Source organism: Paraburkholderia acidiphila (assembly GCF_009789655.1).
GTDB lineage: Bacteria > Pseudomonadota > Gammaproteobacteria > Burkholderiales > Burkholderiaceae > Paraburkholderia > Paraburkholderia acidiphila.
In genome coordinates, this window is record NZ_CP046911.1 from 520,836 (window position 1) to 543,777 (window position 22,942).

General features: G+C 65.1%; 14 protein-coding genes and 1 pseudogene. 9 read left to right on the forward strand and 6 right to left on the reverse strand.

Features of this window, described 5'->3' with window-relative positions:
• Positions 1-42 precede the first annotated feature (42 nt).
• Positions 43-1,743: an AMP-binding protein gene (locus FAZ97_RS26605; protein ID WP_158761527.1), complete on the forward strand. Its 1,701-nt coding sequence runs from the start codon at positions 43-45 to the stop codon at positions 1,741-1,743.
• An 82-nt stretch (positions 1,744-1,825) separates the two neighbouring features.
• On the opposite strand, the pseudogene FAZ97_RS35865 reads toward FAZ97_RS26605, so the two are convergent.
• The 4 genes and pseudogenes from FAZ97_RS35865 to FAZ97_RS26625 form a co-directional block, all read right to left on the reverse strand.
• Positions 1,826-2,885 (reverse strand): annotated as a pseudogene (locus FAZ97_RS35865) (NAD(P)-dependent alcohol dehydrogenase).
• 84 nt (positions 2,886-2,969) lie between these two features.
• Positions 2,970-4,433, reverse strand: a complete 1,464-nt coding sequence (locus tag FAZ97_RS26615; protein ID WP_158761529.1) for an acyl-CoA reductase — start codon at positions 4,431-4,433, stop codon at positions 2,970-2,972.
• A gap of 5 nt (positions 4,434-4,438) precedes the next feature.
• Positions 4,439-5,884 (reverse strand): hypothetical protein, encoded by a 1,446-nt coding sequence (locus FAZ97_RS26620; RefSeq protein WP_233271907.1) that lies wholly within the window; start codon positions 5,882-5,884, stop codon positions 4,439-4,441.
• A gap of 415 nt (positions 5,885-6,299) precedes the next feature.
• Entirely contained in the window at positions 6,300-8,102 is a 1,803-nt protein-coding gene (locus FAZ97_RS26625; RefSeq protein WP_158761530.1) for an acyl-CoA dehydrogenase, read from the reverse strand.
• Between the two features lie 220 nt (positions 8,103-8,322).
• Here FAZ97_RS26625 and FAZ97_RS26630 point away from each other — a divergent pair, with 220 nt between their 5' ends.
• Entirely contained in the window at positions 8,323-9,009 is a 687-nt protein-coding gene (locus FAZ97_RS26630) for a helix-turn-helix domain-containing protein (protein WP_158761532.1), read from the forward strand.
• Positions 9,010-9,052: 43 nt separating this feature from the next.
• On the opposite strand, the gene FAZ97_RS26635 is transcribed toward FAZ97_RS26630, so the two are convergent.
• Positions 9,053-9,643, reverse strand: coding sequence for a GNAT family N-acetyltransferase (locus tag FAZ97_RS26635; RefSeq protein WP_158761533.1), 591 nt, complete (start codon positions 9,641-9,643; stop codon positions 9,053-9,055).
• Positions 9,644-10,069: 426 nt separating this feature from the next.
• On the opposite strand from FAZ97_RS26635, the gene FAZ97_RS26640 reads away from it, so the two are divergent.
• Genes FAZ97_RS26640 through FAZ97_RS26655 form a run of 4 tightly spaced genes read left to right on the forward strand, consistent with a single transcriptional unit; the run spans position 10,070 to position 16,765 of the window.
• Positions 10,070-12,151: a 3-hydroxyacyl-CoA dehydrogenase NAD-binding domain-containing protein gene (locus FAZ97_RS26640; protein ID WP_158761535.1), complete on the forward strand. Its 2,082-nt coding sequence runs from the start codon at positions 10,070-10,072 to the stop codon at positions 12,149-12,151.
• Positions 12,152-12,189: 38 nt separating this feature from the next.
• Positions 12,190-13,368 carry an acetyl-CoA C-acyltransferase gene (locus FAZ97_RS26645; protein WP_158761536.1) on the forward strand — a complete coding sequence of 393 codons (1,179 nt, stop codon included), beginning with the start codon at positions 12,190-12,192 and terminating at the stop codon, positions 13,366-13,368.
• Positions 13,369-13,381: 13 nt separating this feature from the next.
• A complete protein-coding gene (locus tag FAZ97_RS26650) occupies positions 13,382-15,235 on the forward strand; it encodes an acyl-CoA dehydrogenase (protein ID WP_158761538.1) in 1,854 nt (617 codons plus the stop codon).
• A gap of 45 nt (positions 15,236-15,280) precedes the next feature.
• Complete coding sequence (locus FAZ97_RS26655) at positions 15,281-16,765, forward strand: DUF1254 domain-containing protein (RefSeq protein ID WP_158761540.1); 1,485 nt, start codon at positions 15,281-15,283, stop codon at positions 16,763-16,765.
• Between the two features lie 33 nt (positions 16,766-16,798).
• Here FAZ97_RS26655 and FAZ97_RS26660 read toward each other — a convergent pair whose 3' ends face one another.
• Complete coding sequence (locus tag FAZ97_RS26660; protein WP_158761541.1) at positions 16,799-19,498, reverse strand: LuxR C-terminal-related transcriptional regulator; 2,700 nt, start codon at positions 19,496-19,498, stop codon at positions 16,799-16,801.
• 191 nt (positions 19,499-19,689) lie between these two features.
• Here FAZ97_RS26660 and FAZ97_RS26665 point away from each other — a divergent pair, with 191 nt between their 5' ends.
• From FAZ97_RS26665 to FAZ97_RS26675, 3 genes are read left to right on the forward strand one after another with little or no spacing between them, the layout of a single operon-like run.
• The gene (locus FAZ97_RS26665) at positions 19,690-20,460 is read left to right on the forward strand and encodes an enoyl-CoA hydratase/isomerase family protein (RefSeq protein ID WP_158761543.1); all 771 of its coding nucleotides are present in this window, start codon (positions 19,690-19,692) and stop codon (positions 20,458-20,460) included.
• A 27-nt stretch (positions 20,461-20,487) separates the two neighbouring features.
• Complete coding sequence (locus FAZ97_RS26670) at positions 20,488-21,729, forward strand: thiolase family protein (RefSeq protein WP_158761545.1); 1,242 nt, start codon at positions 20,488-20,490, stop codon at positions 21,727-21,729.
• 27 nt (positions 21,730-21,756) lie between these two features.
• On the forward strand, positions 21,757-22,899 hold the full coding sequence (locus tag FAZ97_RS26675; protein WP_158761546.1) for an acyl-CoA dehydrogenase family protein: 1,143 nt from the start codon (positions 21,757-21,759) through the stop codon (positions 22,897-22,899).
• The last annotated feature ends 43 nt before the right edge of the window (positions 22,900-22,942 follow it).

Genomic DNA, 22,942 nt, shown 5'->3' on the forward strand with positions numbered 1-22,942 from the left:
CCGGCACGGCGCGGTTTCGCAAAAGAATATATGGAGACTTTGATGAGCGGCACGAATTCAGGCACCCTGGTCCATCGCTTTCTGCACTGGGAGCGCGTACAGCCGGATACGCCCTGGCTCACCGAGACGACGGCCGACGGGCGAGTCGTTGACTACACCTGGCACGAGGTCGGCGACCAGGCTCGGCGCATGGCTGCGTATTTGCAGTCGTTGCGACTGCCGCCGCGCAGTTCGATCTCGATCGTCGGAAAGAACAGCGCGCACTGGATCATCGCAGACCTCGCGATCTGGCTGGCGGGTCACATTTCCGTGCCGGTGTACCCGACCATCAGCGCCGACACCGCGCAGTACATCTTCGAGCATTGCGACGTTCGCCTGCTTTTCGTCGGCAAGCTCGACGGCAAGACCGATGGCTGGAACGAAATCCGCAAGGCCGTGCCACCGCATGCGCAACTGATCGGCTTGCCGATGTCGCCGGTGCCGCAAGACCTTCAGTGGGACGATATCGTCGCGAAGCAAGCACCGTTGCAAGGCGTCCACATGCCGGCGCCCCAGGAGTTGGCCACCATCATCTACACGTCCGGCAGCACCGGGCGCCCCAAGGGCGTCATGCACAGTTTCGGGACGATCTTCGAGTATGCGACGCGGGCAGGCGAATTCTGCGGCTTCACGCCCGCCGACCGTGTCCTTTCCTATCTGCCGCTCGCCCATACGGCCGAGCGTTCCTTCGTCGAATCGAACTCGCTCTGCCACGGCTTTCGCGTGTTCTTCAACGACAGCCTCGCGACGTTCGTCCAGGATTTGCATCGCGCGCGGCCCACGGTATTCATTTCGATGCCGCGGCTGTGGACCAAGTTCTACCAGGGGACCTGCGCGAAAATTCCGGCAACCCAGCAGGCGCTGCTGCGCGAGACGACGCCCGAAGCCGAGGCCTTCAGGCAACGGATTCTCGAGATGCTTGGACTCGGTGCAACGCGCATCGCTTTCACAGGCTCCGCGCCGCTGCCGGAGGAGATCACGAACTGGTATCGCGCGCTTGGCCTCGAATTGCTCGACGTCTACGGCATGACGGAGAACTTCTCGTACTCGCATTACAGCCGCCCAGGCCTCGTGCGGCCCGGATATTGCGGCCAGGCCATGCCTGGCGTCGAATGCCGGATTGCCGGAAACGGCGAGATTCTGCTCAAGGCGCCGACGATGATGCTCGGCTACTACAGGCAGCCCGACCTGAGCGCGCAAAGCATGACCGAGGACGGCTACTTCAGGACTGGCGATTGCGGCGAACTCGACGAAATCGGGCGCTTGAAGATCACGGGGCGGGTGAAGGAAATCTTCAAGACGAGCAAGGGAAAATATGTGGCGCCCGCGCCGATCGAGAACAAGCTGAGCCATCCGAAAGTCGAAGCCGTGTGCGCGACGGGACCCGCTTTGCCGCAGCCGTTTGCGCTTTTGATGCTGTCAGCCGCTGCGCGAGGCGAGCTTCAGGACGCGGCGGGGCACGACGCTTTGCGAGCGGAACTCAAGGATATGCTCGATAGCGTCAATGCAACGCTCGAAGATCACGAGAAGCTTGCCTTCGTCGTGGTCGTCCAGGACGCCTGGACGACCGACAACGGTTTGCTCACGCCGACGATGAAAGTCCGGCGCGGCGCGATCGAGGAGCGCTATCTGCCGATGGCGCACGCGTGGGCCGAACTCGGACAACCCGTCGTTTTCGAAGCGCAGGCCGTCGAGACGCACTGATCCGCAAGCAAAGAGGGTAGCCGCCGCGGCTACCCTCTTTTGTCGATGCCGTGCTCGTCGGGCACGGCAATCGGCGTCACGCTTACTGCGGGTTCACATCCTTCATCGAAGCCATGTCGATGACGAAGCGATATTTCACGTCGTTCGACCGCATGCGCTTGAATGCCGTGTTGATATCGCGCACGTCCACTATTTCGCAGTCCGGCGCGATCTGGCGCTCGGCGCAGTAGTCCAGCAATTCCTGCGTGGCGGCGAGGCCACCCATCAACGAGCCCGCGATGGATCGGTTGTTGATCATCAGTAGCGCGCCGTGAATCGGCTCCAGCGGCTCGATCGCGCCCACGAGCGCGAGCACGCCGTTGCGACCCAGCAGCATGAGATATGGATTGAGGTTGTGGCGAGTCGGAATGGTGTCGAGGATGAAGTCGAAACCGTTTGCCGCCGCCTTCATTGCTTGGGGATCCGTTGACAGCAAAACGTGCTGCGCCCCCAGCGCGCGCATCGGCGGCCTTGGCCGGGGACGACGTGATCACGGTGACCAGCGCGCCGAGCGCGGCGGCGAGCTTGACCGCCATGTGTCCGAGTCCACCGAGTCCAACCACGGCCACGCGCGTGCCTTTGCCGACGCCATACCTGCGCAGCGGCGTCCACACGGTGATGCCCGCGCACAGAAGCGGTCCCGCGAAGCGCAGATCGAGCGCCTGCGGGACGCGCAGCACGAACTTCTCGCGCACCACGATGTTTTCCGAATAGCCGCCGTAAGTGGTTTCACCCGTTTGCCTGTCCTTGCCGTTATAGGTGGGCGTCGGGCCGCTCGTGCAGTTCTGCTCTTCGCCTTCTTCGCAGGGTGCGCAGTGCTGGCAGCTGTCGACGAGACACCCCACGGCCACGCGGTCGCCGACCTTGTAGCGTGTTACGTCGGTCCCGACGGCCGTGACGTGGCCGACGATCTCGTGGCCGGGCACGAGCGGGTATCGGGAGCTGCCCCAGTCGTTGTGCAGGTAATGCGCGTCCGAGTGGCAAATGCCGCACCAGGCGATGTCGATGGCGACATCGTCGGGGCGCAGTTCGCGCCGCTCGATGCGCATGGGCGTGAGTTCGGCGTGCGCTTCGCAAACGCCGAACGCGGTGCATGAAGTCATGTCGTTTCCTGATGTGTGAGTGTGCGCGGCGGGCAGGCGGATGCGTTCAAGGCGGAGTTCCGCCGGCCCGTCGCGAACAGGTTGCTAGATCTCGATCGAGGCCCGCAGCCAGGGCGCGGGTGTGGTTTCGGGTGAGGCGATCTGATTGGAGATCCACTTGCCCATGCGGCGCATCGGCTCGATGGCGTCCTGCGGGGCCTGCCATTTCATCGCTGCGGCGTAGCCGAGCGAGACGATTCGCTGCGCGCCGAAAAGCGGCATGCGATCTTTCAGTTCGTCCTTGACGCTCTCCGGATAAATGCCAACGGTCTGCGTATAGGCGTCCACGGCGTCCATCATGTCGTCGAGCGAATCCACGGGCACGAGGTTCGCCGTGCGATCGTCGAGGCTCGCGGCGAACTCCACGGGTTCCGGTAGTTGCGAACAGATGACCGCACCTTCGCCATCCTTGCCTCCTATCACCCTGTACCATTCGTCGTCGAGCCGTAACGCATCGACGTGGGCCTTGAGCCCCTGGTCATAGCGTTTGGGGGTCGTGGAAAGCGTATTGGGCAAGCACATCATCGCGTCGTACACGTAGCGCCCGAACGTGTTGAGCTTCTCCAGCCCGGCTTCGTCGGTGCCGCTCTGCACGTAGGCCACGCGCGCGCAGACGCATCCCTTCTGGTTGAGTGCGCCGATATCGCTCGCGAGGCGCAGGGCCGCCTCGCGCATGGTCGCGTCGTCCGAGAAAGTATCCTTGCCAATGATGCTCGCGCTGCGCTTCGGATCGAGCGAGATCAGTTCGAGTCCAGGCTGGATGTATTGCGTGACGTGCTTGAGCGCGGCGAAGCCGCCCCACGCAACGATCTTCTCGATGTTGTGCGGCTGATAGAGCTGCCGCTCGAGGCCCTCGTCGCCGCCTTTCCAGTAGGCCACGCTTAGATGCCGCGTCAGCGGGTGATCGGGCGCCATGTCGACCATCGTGCGCGCGATGGCGAGCGCGGTGAACGGATCGTTAGACGGCGCCTTGATGATCGCGTCGCTGCGCAGCACCATGTTGCGCAGGATCGTGATGAGTGAGAGCGGTACGGCGTTGCCCGCCACGATATGAAGGGTACGCGAGCCAAAGCAGCGCGTCTCCAGTTCGGTGCCGTCGATCAGCCGCTCTTTGACCCAGCCTTCCAGATAGCGGATGCCCACCGTCTTTTCGACCATCTCGGTGATGAACTCGCGCGAAAGCAGGTTGCGCAAACCGAGATAGGCACCCTTGACGATCGTCTGTGTTACCGGCGAGGTCAGATAAGAAAGCTCGCAGGCTTCCTGCAGATACGCGTTCGTGCCGAAGTCGAGCCGCTCGCCGAGTGCTTGCGCATAGTCGAGAATGTCCGCGAACGTAAGCGCGTAAAGATCCGCGAGCCGCGCCGGATTGGCAAGCGGCAACTTGTGCAGATACTGGTGGGCGTCGGGCGTCAGGAAAGCGAGGTCGCCGCCCCGGCCGCCCACTTCGATCAGATTGTCGGTGATGACTTCGCCTCGAATGATCATTGGCGCAATGGGCCTGGTCATAGGAATCAACCTTCGAAATTGTTCAGAAACGCCATGGCGTCGCGATGCGCGCTTTCGGTTGCGGCGCACGTGATCTTGTCGTCACCGCCGTTTTTCTCGCTGTAGCGCTGGAGCGGCGCGGCGACATAGCGGCTCGGCCGGCCGCACGCGCATGGCTTGTCCCACTCGATGGTGAGTTCGTCGCCGGTGATGAAGCCTCCCCAGCGGTTGTCCGCGCCCAGATCGAAGAAAGCGGCACGGCCGGTCACGCGGCCTGTGCGCGCAAGCGGTCTGCTGGTTTCGGGGGCGAGCAGATACGGAATCACGGTCGGCGCGAAGTGATAGTGGCCGTGCTCGCAGCGAGCATGCGATCCGCCCACCACTTCGGACATCGCATACGTCTCGTTGAGCGTTTGCGCACCGGTGAAACGCAGCACGTCCTCGCGCCAGCCGTCCGGTTGTACCGCTCCCTTGGCGCCGCCGGTCGTGGTGATGTACGACTGCGGATGAAACACGCCTTCGAGCCCGCGCTCAAGGCCGGCTTTCGCCATGTTGTGCAGCAGGTTCCACGTCGCGCCGATGAACACGCGCTGGCCTCTCAGTTCGGCCGACATCTGACCGAAGAAGCGGGCGAGATACCCGGGCATGTCGGCCTGGAACTGGTCGAACGCTTTCTTCTTCGCCAGCAGTTCTGGGCTGACCTCGACGCGCTCGAGCGTGCCTTTCGCTTGCGCCGCCCTGAGCCTCGCACCGAGGTGCAGCACGTCGGTGGACAAGGTGCCGGGAAATGCGCAGTGAAAGTGCGACTCGTCAGGAAGAAGCGCCTTGATCAGAAACTCGTTGGCGCGCACGTGTGAAAGGTAGCCGTTGCGATAGTACGGATAGATCGTATGCAGGTCGGGCGACGGTGTGTCGGCGTCATCGGTGTTCCACACAATCATGCGCCGCAATGACGCGGTCTTCTCCCATTCGCGCGTGCTGTTCGGTAGAAGTGACAACGTGCCCGACGTGCCCGATGTGTGGCAGATGCGCAATTGCGGGACGGCCTCGTCCATCGTGGCGAACCAGTCGTCGAGTCCGGTGCAGCGGCTGACGTCAGCCGCTGCGATGGCTTCGGCCATGGCGGGCGTCACGAGCTTGCCGAGCCACCGGTTGATCTGCGTGAAGTTCTTCTTCTCGAGCAACGATGGCGGATAGGACTTGTAGACGGTGTGTTCGAACAGCAGCGGCACGATGTCGTCGAATACTTCGACGTGGTTCACGCCTTCGCCGTCGGCGAGCTTCTTGAGCGTCGGAATGCAATCGCGCAGTTCAGCGAAACGTTGCTTCAGGGCGGCGAGCTGGAGTGCGTCGGTTTCGGCGCGAGGCAAGTGATTCCAACGGCGATGCGAATGCCCGGCGAGCGCCGCCGGCTCGTTCAAAAGCAGCCAGACCTTCTCTTCGAAGGATTTGTCCTCGATTGGCATGTTCATGTTCTCGGATCGGATGAATAGGAGCGAGGAGCCGCATTGCCAGCCGCGGCGCGACCTCGCGCAAGGCGCGGAGTTGACTGCCACACAAGTATGGGCGCGCCTCGTCGCCCCGGGTTCCGGATTCGATATTTGGCAAGTGCTTGAAGTATCGGGACAAATCGCGTGAATCGCGGCGGCCATTCTGAATCGGTGGTCGAATTGTTCCGGGTTGCGGGGGCACCGGAAGTACGCTCCCTCAGATCGACCTATGTTAATAATCAGGTATGCGTATTAATGTATATGCCCATGACGAGATCAGCAGGAGAGACAAGATGCATCGCACCACAGGACGCACGTGATGGAAAAACGGCGCCGTGTTGCTTTGGCAACGCGGCGCCGCATGCGGGTCGGGCTTTGTACGTGGCGCGACCGGTCGTCAGAACTGGGCGTCGTCGAGTGCGAGTACGCCTTCGTTGCCGCGCGCGCTGACGATCGAGGCCTCGAACGCCGACGTTTGCGGCAGGATGTGCGTCGCGTAGAAGTGCGCCGTCGCGATTTTCGCGCCGTAGAACGAAGGGTCCTCCGCCTCGCGCGTGGCGCTGGTTAAGAGCGCACGCGCCATTTGCCAGCCGCAAAGCACGATGCCAGAGAGCTTCAGGTAGGGCACGCCGCCCGCGAATGCCGCGTTGGGATCGGACTTGACGTGGCGCAACATGAAGTCGATAGCGTTCTCCATGGCCATGCGGCCCGCCAGCAGATGCCGATGCATCGCGGTGAACGCCGGATTCGAATCGGCTGCCGCGCGCGCCTTGAGTTCGGCAAGCGTGTCGTCGATGCGGGCGAGCATCTGTCGCGCGACAGCGCCGCCGTCGCGCACCGTCTTGCGGCCGATCAGATCGTTCGCCTGAATGGCGGTGGTGCCTTCGTAAATTGGCAGAATGCGGGCGTCGCGATAGTACTGTGCCGCGCCCGTCTCCTCGATGAAGCCCATGCCACCGTGCACCTGCACGCCGAGGCTCGTGACTTCGAGCGAGAGCTCGGTGCTCCAGCCCTTGACGATCGGCACCAGGTAGTCGTAGATGGCGCCATGCCGCGCGCGCAGCGATTCGTCCGGATGCCGGCGCGCCAGGTCGAAATGCGATGCGGCCACGTAGGCGAGTGCGCGCGCGCTTTCGGTGAGGGCGCGCATCGTCGCGAGCATCCGCTTCACGTCGGGGTGACGGATGATGGGCACGGGGCCGTCCGACGAGCCGTCCACCGGCCGGCTCTGCACGCGCTCCCTCGCGTAGGCCGCGGCTTTTTGATACGCGCGCTCGGCGATCGCGATGCCCTGCATGCCCACGGCGAAACGCGCCGCGTTCATCATCACGAACATGTATTCGAGGCCACGGTTCTCCTCGCCGATCAGAAAGCCCGTGGCGCCCCCGGCATCGCCGAATTGCAGTACGGCGGTGGGGCTCGCCTTGAGGCCGAGTTTGTGCTCGATCGACACGCACTGCACGTCGTTGCGCGCGCCCGGCGATCCGTCCGCGTTCGGCAGGAACTTGGGGACGAGAAAGAGCGAGATGCCCTTGACCCCCGCCGGCGCATCGGGCGTGCGCGCGAGCACGAGGTGGACGATATTGGGCGCCATGTCGTGCTCGCCCCACGTGATGAAGATCTTCGTGCCGAATATGCGGTAAGCGCCGTCTTCCGCCGGTTCGGCTCGGGCGCGCAGCATCGCGAGGTCGGAGCCGGCCTGGGGCTCGGTCAGGTTCATGGTGCCGGTCCACTCGCCGCTGATCAGCTTCGGCAGGTATTGCGCCCGCTGCGCGGCCGATCCGGCGAGCAGCAGCGCCTCGATCGCGCCGTCCGTGAGCGATGGGCACGTCGCGAACGAAAGATTGGCCGACTTGAGCATTTCGAGGCACGGCGCGGCAAGCAGCTTGGGCAGGTCCTGTCCGCCGTATTCGGCGGGATGCATCAAACCCTGCCAGCCGCCTTCGACGAACTGCGCAAACGCCTCCTTGAAACCCGGCGACGCGTTCACCTCGCCGTCGTGCCACTGGCTCGGGTTACGGTCGCCCGTGACGTTCAACGGCGCGAGAACTTCGCCGCAGAACTTCGCACCTTCCTCGAGGATTGCCTGTGTCGTCTCCCGCGTTACGTCGGCGTATCCCGCCAGGTCTGCAACCGTGTCGAGTCCAGCCAGTTCGGTCATCACGAACATCATGTCGCGGATGGGCGTGGTGTAGCTCATGGTTCTTCCTGAAGTGTCTGATTGCATGCCGCGCCGTGGGTACTCGCGGCTTCGCCGTGCCGTACCGTGTCGGGCCCAGCGTGGCATGTTCGCTGAACGTACGCCGCGCTACGCCCCTCCAAACGAGGGGTGAACGCACCCTGGGCGCCGCCTATAGTTGTCGAGGGGCAATCCGTCCGTCTGGCTGAGCGCTGGCGGGGCCCGAATCTGAGGAGCGGAAATGGCCCGAACGAGCCGTTCATCGGCGTCAGGCGAGCAGGCTTGCGTGGTCCGCGTGGAAAGGCCCGGCGGCCTGCGCAAGGCCCCGCGCCAGGCGAGGTCGGTGGCGCTCGTCGCCGCCTTGAAGGAGACGGGGCGCAAGATTCTCGAAGAAGAAGGGCGCGAGGCGCTGACGGTGTTGCGCGTGGCGGAAAGCGCCGGCGTCGCGGTCAGTTCGATCTACGAGTACTTCCCGACGATGGATGCGCTCATCGCAGCCGTGTTCGAGGATTACCGCACCGAGTCGCGCGACGCATTGCTGGCCGGCATTGCGGCACTCCCCGCCAGCGCGACGCTCTATGACGGCGTCCTTCTGACGCTGACTGTGGGCATCGGCGTGCATCGCAAGAAGATGCTGCTCGATCCGGCATTCAATATCCGGTCGACGCACTATGAGGAACTCGTCCGGCTCGACCTCGTCAAGGCGCGCGAGGTCTGGGAGGCGGGCGCCACGCCCGCCTTGATGGCGCGCTTCGACTCGGAAATCCGCGTGCGCGATCCCGAGATGGCCCGGTTCCTGGTACTCCATACACTGCTCGCGTTGCCGCGTGCGATGGTGCTCGAGCGACCCGATTACCTGGCGGCACCCGACGCGCCGTGGCTTCTCGCACGCATGGTTCACGCGCTCTTGACAACCGAGCCGCGTTGACCGGCTCGCACGGCCACAGCAAGCTGACGTGCGCAGTCCGCGACTAGCGTGCGTTAGCGTTCCGGCCGCCTGCGCAAGCGCGCAGGTCGAGTACGCCTTGCACCTCGCCAAACGCGCGCTGCAAGGTCATGCCCGTCGCGCAGGCGATGCGGTGCATCGCGGTGTTGCCGGAACTGAAATGCAGCGAGAAGGTCTCGACGGCGCGCTCGCGCGCCGCCGCCAGCGCGCACTGCGTCAGCGTCATGGCGATGCCGCGTCGGCGAGCCTCGCGCTCGACGGACACGCCGAACTCGCTTTCGTCTCGCGCGTCGTGCTGCCCGGCCAGCGCGAGGTGGCCCACACCAACCAGGCGCAGTCGCGTGTCGTACGCGCCGAACATCACATCGCGCTCGAACGGGATGCCTCCAACATAGGCTTCGATCGTCGGGTCGCGCACGGTCTGGCCGAAGCGCAGCGCGCGCTCATCGGCATCGAGTGCCAGGAAATGAGCGAGCACCTCGTCGCGAAACGATTCGTCGAGTGTCGTCACGACGTAGTCTTGCCGTGCGATGCCATGAGCCGCCGCCGGATCGACCGGAGCGGTCCGTGGCGAAGCCCCCGCGCCAGCCGCCGCGCGCATGAACGCTCGCGTCACGCCCCGTCGGCGCCCGTTGCGCGAAGGCGTCGGGTGGGGAGATTTCGATTCATGTTGTGCCTGTCAGTGGACTGTCGATGGCCAGGCCGCTTCCTGGGTTTTCGAGTTCGGGGTTGGATTGCCCGTGCGTTCGCGGAACGGCACGCCGGTCCGGGCCCGGTCGGCGCTTCGAGCTGTGTCGGCAGGATAGGTCGCGCTTTCGCTCGGCCGTCCCCCTCCTAACGAGGGGGAAGGTGTGCAGGGGAAAAATGCTTAACTTGACGAATCCGGCACGCTGCGCCTTTGCGCGCGGGCCCATGGTCGCAATGCGCGGCCCGCGCTCGCGGCGACCGCTCCCGTTCTTCACGGCGGCGGCCGGCAACGCGCAGCGTCAAGAGGCGACACGGGCCGCGACCAGCCGAAACTCCAGATATCAGAGGAAACAGCATGACAGCGCAGTATCAGGCTCTAGATGGCGTAGCCGTCATCACGCTCGCCAATCCTCCCGTGAACGGCCTCGGGCTCGCCACGCGCATCGGCATTGCCGAGGGCATGGCGCGCGCGCTTTCCGACGATGCCGTGAAGGCGATCGTGCTCGCGGGTGCCGGCAACGCGTTCTCGGGCGGCGCGGATATTCGCGAGTTCGGCACGCCGCGCGCGCTGCAGGAGCCGAGCCTCGCGACGGTCATCGCCACCATCGAGGCGTCGGCCAAGCCCGTGGTCGCGGCGATCCACGCCACGGCGATGGGTGGCGGCCTCGAACTCGCGCTCGGTTGCCACTATCGCGTCGCTTCGGCGAGCGCCCAGATCGCGCTGCCCGAAGTCAATCTCGGCCTGCTGCCGGGCGCGGGTGGCACGCAACGCTTGCCGCGCGCGATCGGGCTCGAAGCCGCGCTCAACATGATCGTGTCCGGCGCACCGGTGAGCGCGGGCAAGTTCGCGCTCACGCGGCTCTTCGACCATCTCGTGGAAGAGGACGTGCAAGGCACGGCCATCCGCTTCGCGAGGGCGATCGCGCCGGGCGCCGGTCCGCACCCGCTCTTGCGCGACCTGAAGGTGCGCCACGAAAACGCCGAGGGCTATCTCGGCGTCGCGCGCCAGACGGTCGCCGCGCAGGCCGGCCCGTTCCCCGCGCCGCCGTGCTGCGTCGATGCCGTGGCTGCATCGCTCAAGCCGTTCGACCAGGGACTGGCCGACGAGCGCGACCACTTCGTCTACCTGCTTGGCACGCCCGAAGCGCGCGCGCTGCGCCACGCGTTCCTCGGCGAGCGCGCGGCGAGCCGCATCCCCGACGTGCCTGCCGATACGCCGACGCGCAGGATCGAGCGCGTCGCGGTCGTCGGCGCGGGCACGATGGGCGGCGGCATCGCCATCAATTTCCTGAATGCCGGCATGCCGGTCACGCTGCTGGAAACGAACGGCGAAGCGCTTGAGCGCGGCATCGCCACGGTCCGCCGCAACTACGAGAACAGCGTGAAGAAGGGCAAGCTCACGCAGGACGAATTCGGACGCCGCATGCGGTTGCTCTCGGCCACGCTCTCGTATCACGAGATCAAGCGGGCAGATCTCGTCATTGAAGCCGTATTCGAAGATCTTGCGGTGAAGGAGACCGTGTTCCGTGCGCTCGACGAAGTGATGAAGGCCGGCGCGATCCTCGCCTCGAACACGTCGACGCTCGACCTCGACCGCATCGCGGCCTTCACGCGTCGCCCCGAGGACGTAATCGGCATGCATTTCTTCAGTCCGGCCAACGTCATGAAACTGCTCGAAGTGGTGCGCGGCGCGAAGACCGGCAAGGACGTGCTCGCGACCGTCATGCAGCTCGCAAAGAAGATCCGCAAAACCGCGGTGGTTTCTGGCGTCTGCGACGGCTTCATCGGCAACCGCATGATCGAGCAGTACAGCCGCCAGGCGGGCTTCCTGCTTGACGAGGGCGCGCTGCCGGAGCAGGTGGACCGAGCGATCGAGAAATTCGGCTTTGCAATGGGCCCGTTCCGCATGATCGACATGGCGGGCAATGACATCAGCTGGGCGATCCGCAAGCGCCGCGCTGTCGAGCGGCCTGAATTCAACTACTCGAAGACAGGCGATCTGCTCTGCGAGAACGGCCGCTTCGGACAGAAGGTCAGCGCAGGCTGGTACGACTACAGGCCAGGCGACCGCAAGCCGTACCCCAACGCGTGGGTCAACGAAATGATCGTCCAGCATTCGAAGGATCTCGGTATCACGCGCCGCAAGATCTCCGACGAAGAGATCGTCGAGCGGCTCGTCTTCGCGCTCGTGAACGAGGGCGCGCGGCTTCTCGACGAGGGCATCGCGTCGAAGGCCTCGGACATCGACATGGTCTACCTGAACGGCTACGGTTTCCCGCGCTTTCGCGGCGGCCCGATGCGCTACGCGGACGAGGTGGGCCTCTACAACGTTGCGCGCGCGATGCGCGGCTACGCGCAGGGCTATCAGGGCCACGCCTGGGAGATCGCGCCGCGCCTCGTGCGGCTCGCAGACGAAGGCAAGGGCTTCAACGATTAAGCGCGCCGCACGTCACAACATCGAAGGAACGACACACCATGAATGAAGCAGTTATCGTCTCCACGGCGCGCACCGGGCTCGCGAAGAGCTGGAAAGGCGCGTTCAACATGACCCACGGCGCAACGCTCGGGGGCCACGCGGTCGGGCACGCGATCGCGCGCGCGGGCATCGAGCCCGGCGAGGTCGAGGACGTGTTGATCGGCTGCGCGAATCCGGAAGGCGCGACGGGCGGCAACATCGGGCGGCAGATCGCCCTGCGCGCGGGCTGCCCCGTCACCGTGCCGGGCGCCACCATCAACCGCTTTTGTTCGTCCGGACTCCAGACGATCGCGATGGCGGCGCAACGCGTGATCGCAGGCGAAGGCGACATCTTCGTGGCGGGCGGCGTCGAGAGCATCTCGTGGACGCAGCGCCAGATGAACCAGCAGTTCGCCAACGACCCGTGGCTCGTCGAGCACAAGCCCGAAATCTACTGGAGCATGCTGCAGACCGCCGAGAACGTCGCGGCCCGCTACGGCATCTCGCGCGAGCGCCAGGACGAGTACGGCGCACGCAGCCAGCAGCGCGCGGCGGCCGCGCAGGCGGCAGGCCTGTTCGACGCCGAGATCGTGCCCATCGAGGTGCTCGCAGGCGTGACCGATCCGGCGACGGGCCAGATCGTCACGAAGCGCGTGACCCTTGCAGCCGACGAAGGCATTCGCGGCGACACCACACCCGAAGGCGTCGCGAAGATCCGCACCGCGCTGCCGGACGGCGTGATTACGGCGGGCAACGCGTCGCAGTTCTCAGATGGCGCGTCGGCGGCGGTCGTGATGAGCGCGCGCCTGGCGGCGGCGAAGGGCCTTGAGCCGCTCGGCAAGTTTCTCGGCTTCAGCGTGGCCGGATGCGAGCCCGACGAGATGGGCATCGGCCCCGTGTTCGCGATCCCGAAGCTGCTCGCCAAGACGGACTTCACAGTCGAGGACATCGGCCTGTGGGAGCTGAACGAGGCCTTCGCGGTGCAGGTGCTTTATTGCGCGGACAGGCTCGGAATTCCGATGGACCGGCTGAACGTGAACGGCGGCGCGATTGCGGTCGGTCATCCGTTCGGCGTGTCGGGCGCACGTCTAGTCGGCCACGCGCTGATCGAAGGCAGGCGCCGGGGCGTGAAGCACGTTGTCGTGACGATGTGCATCGGCGGCGGACAGGGCGCGGCAGCGCTCTTCGAAGTGCTCTGAGCGGGAGGCGAACATGTCCTTGGTCCTTTCCCGGCAAGACCTGAGTTTCCTGCTGTACGAATGGCTCGATGTCGAGTCGCTCACGCGCATTCCGCGTTACGCCGATCATTCGCGCGAAACGTTCGATGCGGCGCTCGATACCTGTGAGCAGATCGCCACCGATCTCTTCGCGACCCACAACAAGAAGAACGATCAGCAGGAGCCGCATTTCGACGGCGAGAAGATCCATATCATTCCGGAAGTGAAGTCCGCGCTCGATGCGTTCAGCGCAGCAGGACTGATGGCGGCCGGTCAGGACTACGAACTTGGCGGCATGCAGTTGCCGCACGTGGTCGAGAAGGCTGGCTTTGCATGGTTCATGGCGGCGAACATCGGCACGGCGTGGTATCCGTTCCTCACCATCGGCAACGCCAATCTCCTGCTCGCGCATGGTACGGCCGCGCAGATCGAGGCCTTCGTGCGGCCGGAGATGGAAGGGCGCTTTTTCGGCACGATGTGCCTCTCGGAACCGCAGGCCGGCTCGTCGCTTTCGGACGTTGCAACGCGCGCCGAATACGAGCGGGAATCGCCGTTCGGTCGGCAATACCGCTTGCGCGGCAACAAGATGTGGATTTCGGGCGGCGAACACGCCCTTTCCGCGAACATCGTGCATCTCGTGCTCGCAAAGATTCCGGGCGCTGACGGCAAGCTCACGCCGGGCGTGAAAGGCATTTCGCTCTTCATCGTGCCGAAGTACCTGGTGAACGAGGATGGCTCATGCGGCGAGCACAACGACGTGGTGCTCGCCGGCCTCAATCACAAAATGGGAAACCGAGGCACGACCAACTGCCTGTTGAACTTCGGCGAAGGCACGCAATACCGGCCCGGCGGGGCGGCTGGTGCGGTCGGCTACCTGGTCGGTAAGCCGGGAGACGGGCTCGCGTATATGTTCCACATGATGAACGAGTCGCGGATCGGAGTGGGTCTTGGCGCAGCGGCCCTCGGCTACACCGGCTACCTGCACGCACTCGACTATGCCCGCAATCGTCCGCAGGGCCGCGCGGCCGGTCCGGCGGGCAAGGATCCGGGCAGCCCGCAGGTGAAGCTGGTGGAGCACGCGGACATCCGTCGCATGCTGCTCGCGCAGAAGAGCTACGCCGAAGGCGCGCTCGCGCTGAACCTGTATTGCGCGAGGCTCGTGGACGAAGAACGCGGCGCCCCCGATGACGCGTCGCGCGAACGCTGCGCGCTGCTGCTCGACATTCTCACGCCGATCGCCAAGAGCTGGCCGTCGCAATGGTGTCTCGAAGGCAACAGCCTTGCGATTCAGGTCCACGGCGGCTACGGCTACACACGCGAATACAACGTCGAGCAGTTCTATCGCGACAATCGCCTGAATCCGATTCATGAGGGCACGCATGGCATCCAGGGCATCGACCTGCTCGGGCGCAAAGTGACGATGAAGGATGGCGCGGCGCTGCGTGCGCTCGACGAAACGGTCCGCGCGGCGATCCGGGTCGCTGGTGAGAGCGGCGATGCGCAGATCATGAAGTATTCCTGTGAACTCGACACGGCGATGTCGAGCCTCAAGGGCGTGACTCAGCGCCTCGCGACGGCAGGCGAGCCGCCGCTGAAGCTCGCGAACGCAAGCGTCTACCTCGAGGCGTTCGGACACATCGTGATGGCGTGGATCTGGCTCGAACAGGCCCTGAGCGCGCACGACATGTTGACGGCCGGCAGCGGACACTCGAGCGAAGCGTTCTATCGCGGCAAACTTGCCGCCGCGGGCTACTTCTTCCGCTGGGAGCTGCCGCGTGTCTTCGCCCAACTCGATCTGCTGGACTCGCTCGACCGCACGACGCTCGATATGCAGGACGGGTGGTTCTGATGTCGTCGGTCTGTCGATTCGTCTTAGAAATTAGGATAACCAACAATGACAATTTCAGAAAGAACGATCTCGCTCGCGCTGCTGTTCGGCGCCGCCGTCTGGTCAGGCGCCGTGCAACCGGTCTGCGAGGCGGGCGCAGTCGAGACAGCGACACTTGCATCCAGTGTCGCGCCCGGCCCCGACCGGCAGGAGATGCTCACCGAGCAGTACGCGCGCCTCGTCGCGCGCGACGCCTGGTTCTGGGCGTGGCCGATGGTCAACCTGTACAACCGCCGCCTTGCGTTCAAGCGCGCGCCTGAACCCGGGCTAATCGGTGGCGTGCTGCCATTCGCGCCGCTCAACCGGCTCGCGATGCTGGGCGACTATATCGAGCCCGATCAGCGTTGGGTGGCCTGCCCGAACCAGGATGTCGTCTACGGCGCGGGGATACTCGCGCTCGATCAGGAGCCGGTGGTGATCCAGGTGCCCGACTTCGGCACGCGCTTCTGGGTTTATCAGCTCGCGGACATCCGCACGGACGATTTCGCGGGACTGGGCGCGATGTACGGCACGAGGCCGGGGTTCTACATGGTCGTCGGGCCGAACTGGCACGGTGCCGTCCCGCACGGTATCAACGGCGTGTTGCGCGCGCGCTCCAGTACGGCGATGGTCATACCGCGCATATTTCAAGCCGATACTCCCGAGGATCGAATGGCCGTCGCCGCGCTCACACAGGATATCGACGTCTATCCGCTGTCAGAATACGACGGCCGCATGAAGCACCATGACTGGAGCACCTTGCGCAAGTTCGCGCGGCCCGCCGGATCGGGGCAGGGCGAGACGCGCTGGGTACGACCCGAGACCTTCTTCGACGAGTTGCCCGCCGTGCTCGCCGATGCTCCCGCGCTGCCCGGCGAGGAAGCGCGCTACGCTCAGGTGCTGGCCGTGATCGCGGCGGCGAAAAGCAATCCGGCCATGAAGGCGGCAATGATCGACGAGGCGTCGAAGGCCGACCGGGAACTGGTGGATCCGCTGTTGCAGTTCCGTAACTGGGGCGTGCCGCTTCCATTTCACTGGACAACGGTGCACAACGGCGCGCGCTTCGGCACGGACTACTTCACGCGCACGGCAGTAGCGAAGTCGAACATCATGGTCAATGCGCCAAACGAGACGAGCTACTTCTATCAGGACCTGGATGCCTCCGGCGTGCGTCTAGACGGCAGCAACCGTTACACGATCACGTTCGCCAAAGGGCAATTGCCACCCACGCGCGGGTTCTGGTCGCTCACGCTTTACGATGAGCACCACTTCTTCGCGCCCAACGCGCTGAAGCGGTATGCGCTCGGTACGCGCAACCAGCAGATGGTCTATGGCGACGACGGCTCGCTCACGATCTATATCCAGGCCGACTCACCGGGCGCCGACAAGGAAGCCAACTGGCTGCCCGCACCCGCCGGAGCGCCTTTCTCGCTGATGCTGCGCAATTACTGGCCTACCGGCGCTGCCGCGGACAACCCGTGGACGCCGCCCGCGCTCGCGCGGGCGCAATGAACAGGACGGCAACGCGGGGACGGCGGGAGCGCGCTAGCGGATCAGGTCCTGCTTGCGCGCCCAGACCATCGCGTCATAGCGGCTCGACACGCCTAGCTTGGTGAAGATATTGCGCAGGTTCCACTTCACGGTCTCGATCGTGATGTCGAGCGCAATGGCGATGCGTTTGTTCGACATGGCCTGGCCGACGAGGCTCAGGATTTCCAGTTCGCGCTGGGTGAGCACAGGCTGCAGCTTCGACGCGCCCGTGCGGCGCGCGGCGCCTGCAACGCCCTCTGAGAGCAGCGCGCTCTCGGGGAACTTTTCGAGCAGGTCAGTCGCATACTGCAGCGCGGGGCCTTCCAGTCTGCGCTCGCGCACCATCTTCGCGAGCAATTTGCCGGCCGCCATGCCTTCGTCGACGAACGTGCGCACGAGTCCGAGGCGCTGCGCCGCTTCTGCCGCACGGGCGAGACATACGTGCGCGTCGTCGTCGCTGCGCCGTTCGGCGAAGATGATGGCCGAAAGCAGGTCCGCGAGCGCGGCGAGGCGCCCGCGCCCGAACGCCTCGGCGTGGCTGCGTGTGACCTGCAGGGCGCGCAGCGCTTCCTCGGGCTGGTCGTGCCGCTGCACGCGCGCTCGCGCGAGCGCCGCAAGGGCGGGAATCTCGGCCCGCGAACCCTGTTCGGCGGGATGCGCCTGGGCGATTTCGTCGAGCAGTGCCAGTGTTTCTAGTGCGCCAGCATGGTCGTGCTTGAGGAGCCGGATCTTGACCTCTTCGCCAAGCATGTGCGCCACCGCGCGGACCTGCCGCATGCTGCGCAGGTGCGCGGTCTGCTGCTGCACGAAGGCGAGCGCGGCGTCGGGGCTCACCTGCAGCAGGTCGAGGCGTGCGCGGGAGAGCGACGTGCGGATCATGACGTCCGGTCCCGACGACTGGATCAGGCCGTGGCGATTGGCGATGGTTTCGCGCGCGTCGTCGATGCGGTCGAGTTCGTAGTAGGCATCCGCGAGCACGCTGGCGCAGATGTTGGCGCTAATCGAGTGACGCCCCACGGCCTGCACCGAGCGCGTAAGCAGCCCCGTACTTTCGCGCTCGGCGTCGCGCGCGTTGCCCTCGAGCAGCATCGCTGCGGCGCGCGTGGCCTGAGCGACGAGCGCCATGTCGTTGTTGCGCTCAGCGGGCGGCACGGGGTGCAGGTTGAAAAGACGCCGCGCCTCGGTGAAACGCCCCGCCGCCCCGTAAGCGGCGCACAGCTCGGCGACGAGCAGGTACTGCAGGAAGGCGTTGTCGATCACGTCGTCGCGGTGCGGTTCGAGCAGATCGATCATGCGCTGCGTGTCGTCGTGCTGGAACGCAATGGCCGCGTGAACCAGCGGCAGGCTGCTGCCAAGCTCCGGATGCGCCGAGAGCGCGTCTTCCTGCAGATGGGCAAGCCACGCCTTCGCCTTGGCCGGACGGGTGGTTAGCGCGACGGTCAGGCACGCGATGAACAGCAGCCGTTGATGGCGGAACAGCGTTTCTTCCGGCAGGCGTTCGAGCAGGTGCAGCGTGGGGCTCAGATATTCGAGGCTCCAGGTGGCCGGCGCCGCGCGCTCAATGACCAACGCCGCGAACTCGATGTCGCCGCCGGCGCTTGCATGGCGCACCGCTTCGGCGAGGAACCCGTGCGCGGCGAACCACTGGCTCGCGCGCCGGTGCAGCTCGCGCACGGCGCCTACGTCGCGCTGCGCCAGGCGGGTTGCGAGAAATTCGCCGAAAAGGGGGTGAAGGCGATACCAGGCGGTCCGGTCCTCCGAATCGACGCGGGTGATCAGCAGGTTCTCGTCCTCCATGCGCTGAAGAAGGTCGGCGGCGTGTTCGTTGCCGGTGACCTCTCGCGCGAGCGACACGTTGAAGCGGCGGAAGATCGACAGCGCCACGGCGAACTCGGACAGCTCGGCCGGAAGATACGCCATCACTTCTTCGCTCAGATAGGCCTGCAGGTCGCTCGAGCGCCAGATCAGGTCGCCCAGCTTCGCGCGCGTGTCCGGCCGGTTCTTGAGCATGATGACGATGAGCTGGATGCACGATGGCCAGCCGCTCGTCAGCTCGTGGATCAGTGTGAGCTCGTCGGCGTTGATCTTGCCGGGGCCGAGATTCTCGTCGACAAACGTGCGCGTTTCCGCGAGATCGAACGGCAGGCCGGCGCTGTCGAGTTCGACGATCTGGTCCATCATCCGCAGCCGGCTGAGGCTCAGGGGCGGCGTGAGGCGCGAGCCGATCACGAAGTGCAGGTTGCCCGGCGCCTGATCGACCAGCTTTTGCATGAACTTGTGCGCGAGCGGCGCTTCGACGTAGTGGTAGTCGTCGATCATCAGGTACAGCTCTTTGGGCAGCTCGACAGCGGCCTCGACGATGGCAGCAATGGCGGCATCGATGGCCGCGGCGCTCGCCCCCTCCAGCGGGAGGTCCATCTCCACCGCAATGCCGGCACGCTGCATCGCAGCAAAGACTGCGGTGCAGAAGTCGACGTAGCCCTTGTCGTCGGCCGTGAGCGAGAGCCACGCGACCTCGGCGGACGCCTTCAGGCAAACCTTGCGCCACTGGGCGAGCAGCGTCGTCTTGCCGTAACCCGCGCTGCCGGTGACGAGCGCCATGCGGCAATGACGCTTGCGCTGAAGCTGCGCGAGCAGTTCGGTGCGCGTCACGTACTTGGCGCCGATGCGCGGCGGCGAAAATTTGGTGGAAACCAGGTGTTTGGAAGCAGGCATGTTTAAGGCGTCACCTAGTCGGAGCGATGCGGCATGCGCGCGCCGGTACTGCGGCGCCGTACCGTGAACCTTCTCAAATACCGGCGCACAAGTGGCCCCCTCACAACGAGGGGTGCTATTCGGGTTCGCGAAAACTAACTTACCACAACCGAAGTGGCGATTACGTCCGTTCGCGATATTCCGGAGGGGAGATGAGTTATTCGCAGGCAGTGGTGGGTTCGGTGGGGTGGTTGACGATGGATCGGCCTGCCGCCATGAACAGTTTGAATCGTGAGATGGCAACGGGCCTGATCGCACAGTTGAATGCATGGCGCAATGACGACGCCGTGCGCGTCGTCGTGGTGACCGGGAACGGCCGCGCTTTCTGCGCGGGCGCCGACTTGATCGAGGCCGCTGAGGCCGCGCAGCCGGGCAAGCGGGAATTTCTCGAGCTGATCGTCGAGTTCTTCGACACGCTGCGCGCGTTCCCGAAGCCCGTGATCGCGGCCGTCAACGGGCTCGCGCTCGCGGGCGGCCTCGAAGTGGTGCTGGCCTGCGACGTGGTGCTCGCGGCCGAATCCGCGCGGCTGGGCGACGCGCACTCGAATTTCGGCGTGTTCCCGGGCGCGGGCGGCGCGGCGATCCTGCCTCGCAAGGTGCCGGCCAACGTCGCGCGCTATCTGCTGTTCACGGGCGACTCGATGAGCGCCGCCGAGCTCAAGGGCTACGGCCTCGTCAACGAGGTGCTCGCCGACGCGGAACTCAAGCCGCGCGTCCAGGCGCTCGCCGACAAGCTCGCCAAGAAGAGTCCGCTCGTTCTCGCGCGCATGAAGCGTGTGGCGAACGAGGCGGCCGACAAGTCGACGGCGGACGCGCTGCGTCACGAGCTGCTGGAGCTGCGCAACCACCAGCGCTCGTACGACATTCAGGAAGGTCTGCGCGCGTTCGCGGAAAAGCGCGAGCCGCAGTTCAAGGGCTGCTGAACATTACACGAAGGCATCACACGGATTATGGAAAACATCTACATCGTCGGCGTCGGCATGACGCCGTTCGGCCGCCATCTCGACAAGTCGGTCAAGCAACTGACCGCGTGGGCCGTCGAGGACGCCCTGAAGGATTCCGGCTGCGACCGCAGCTGGGTCGAGGCCGCCTATTTCGGCAACACGACACAGGGCCACATGCAGGGCCAGCACATGATCCGCGGCCAGGTGGCGCTGATTCCGCTCGGCTTCGGTGGCATTCCGATTCACAACATTGAAAGCGCCTGTGCCTCGGCCAGCAGCGCGTTCCATCTCGCGGTGACGCAATTGCGCGCCGGCATGGCGGACGTCGTGCTCGCGGTGGGCGCGGAAAAGATGTATTCGGCCGACAAGGCGCGCATGTTTTCGGTGTTCGACTCCGCGTGGGACGTCGAGACGGCCGAAGCGAACGCGGCGCAGATGGTCGAGCTTGGCCGGGGCGTGAGCGTGCCGGACGGCTCGCAGTCCGACAAACCCTATAGCGTCTTCATGGACGTCTATGCGGGCATCGGCCGCCAGCTAATGTCGCGCTACGGCATTACGCAGCGTCAGTTCGCCGCGGTGTCCTCGAAGAACCATGGTCATTCGGTGCACAACGCGCGTTCGCAGTACCGCAAGCCGATGTCGATCGAGGAAATCATGGCGGCGCCGCCGATCACATATCCGCTCACACTGCCGATGTGCTCGCCGATTTCCGATGGCTCCGCGGCGGCGATCCTGTGCACGGAGTCGGCCATGAAGCGCTATGGCTTCAACCGCAACCGCGCCGTGCGCGTGCTGGCGACGATCGTGCGTTCGGCCTCGCCGCGCGCGGGCGACGATCTCGCGAACCACATCACGGTTCACGCCGCGAAGCTCGCCTACGACGAGGCGGGCATCGGGCCGGAGGACATCAACGTGGCCGAACTGCACGACGCGTCGTCGATCGGCGAAATCGCGCTGTGCGAGAACCTCGGCCTGTGCAAGCCGGGCGAGAGCGGTGTGATGGCCGAGCGCGGCGAGAGCACGATCGGCGGCCGCCTGCCGATCAATCCATCCGGCGGTCTCGAATCGAAGGGCCACCCGATCGGCGCGACGGGCCTCGGCCAGATCTTCGAACTTGTCGAGCAACTGCGCGGCGAATGCGGTGCGCGCCAGGTGCAAGGCGCGCGCTTTGCGATCCAGGGCAACGGCGGCGGTCTGTGGGGCGTGGAAGAGAGCATCGACCATATCGGCATCTTCGGTCGCGCGTAATCACCAACGAATCAAGGAATTCATAGCATGCCTTATCAACTGCCAACCGAAGATCAGAACCTCGCTGTCGAGAGTTTCCGCAAGTTCCTGCAATCGGAAGTCAAACCCGTCGCGAAGGAGTATCGCGACCGCTTCATCCCGAAGGAAAAGATGCGCGAGCTCACGGAGCGCATCGCCGAATTCGGGTTGCCAGGCTGCACCATTCCCGTCGAGTACGGCGGCATGGGGTGGTCGTTCACCATGCAGGGCATGCTGTTCGAGGAACTCGTCGCGTGCTCGTGCGACATCGCGCTGTGCGTGATGCTCAACATGGGCCTCGCGTCGATGCTGTGCAACGCCCGGCCCGAAGTGCGCGAACGCTACATGCCGGACGTGCTCGCGGGCAAGATCTTCGGCTCGATCGGCATCAGCGAGCCGGACGTCGGTTCGAACGTCGCGGAACTCAAGACGCGCGCTGTGCGCGATGGCGACCACTTCATCGTCAACGGCGAGAAGACGTGGATCACCAACGGCGTGTACTCCGACGTGCTGATCTGCACGGTGCGCGGCGACAAGGGTCTCTCGCACATCCTCATCGACCGCAAGGAGCACGGCTACGAGTCGCGCAACATCGACAAGATCGCGCTCGGCTCGCAGTCCACCGCGCAGATTTTCATCACCGATGCGCGCGTGCCGGCGACGAACGTCATCGGCGAGGAAGGCGAGGGTCTGCGCAATACGATGAAGGTGTTCGAGAACGCGCGTGCTCACGTTGGCACGCTCTCGGTCGGCATCATGCGCGCCGCGCTCGAAGAGTCGATCGCCTACGCCAAAGAGCGCAAGCAGTTCGGCAAAGTGATCGCGGCTCACCAGCTCATCGCGGCGAAGATCGCCAACATGGCGATCATGGTCGATGCGTCGCGTCTGATGTGCCAGCGCGTGTTCGGCCTCATCGACGCGGGCGTGCGTTGCGACATGCAGGCCTCGATGGCCAAGGCGTTCGCGACGGAAGCCGCGGTCCAGGTCTGCCGCGATGCTGTGCAGCTGCACGGCGGCAACGGCATCACCAAGGACTTCAACGTCGAGCGTCTGCTGCGCGAAGCGATCATCATCCCGATTCCGGACGGCACGACCGAGATCCAGCAGCTCATCATCTCGCGGTCGCTGACCGGCGTGGCGGCGTTCGTCTGATCGCACGGTGGGCTGGCGGGCGCCGCTCGGGTGCCCGTTCTTT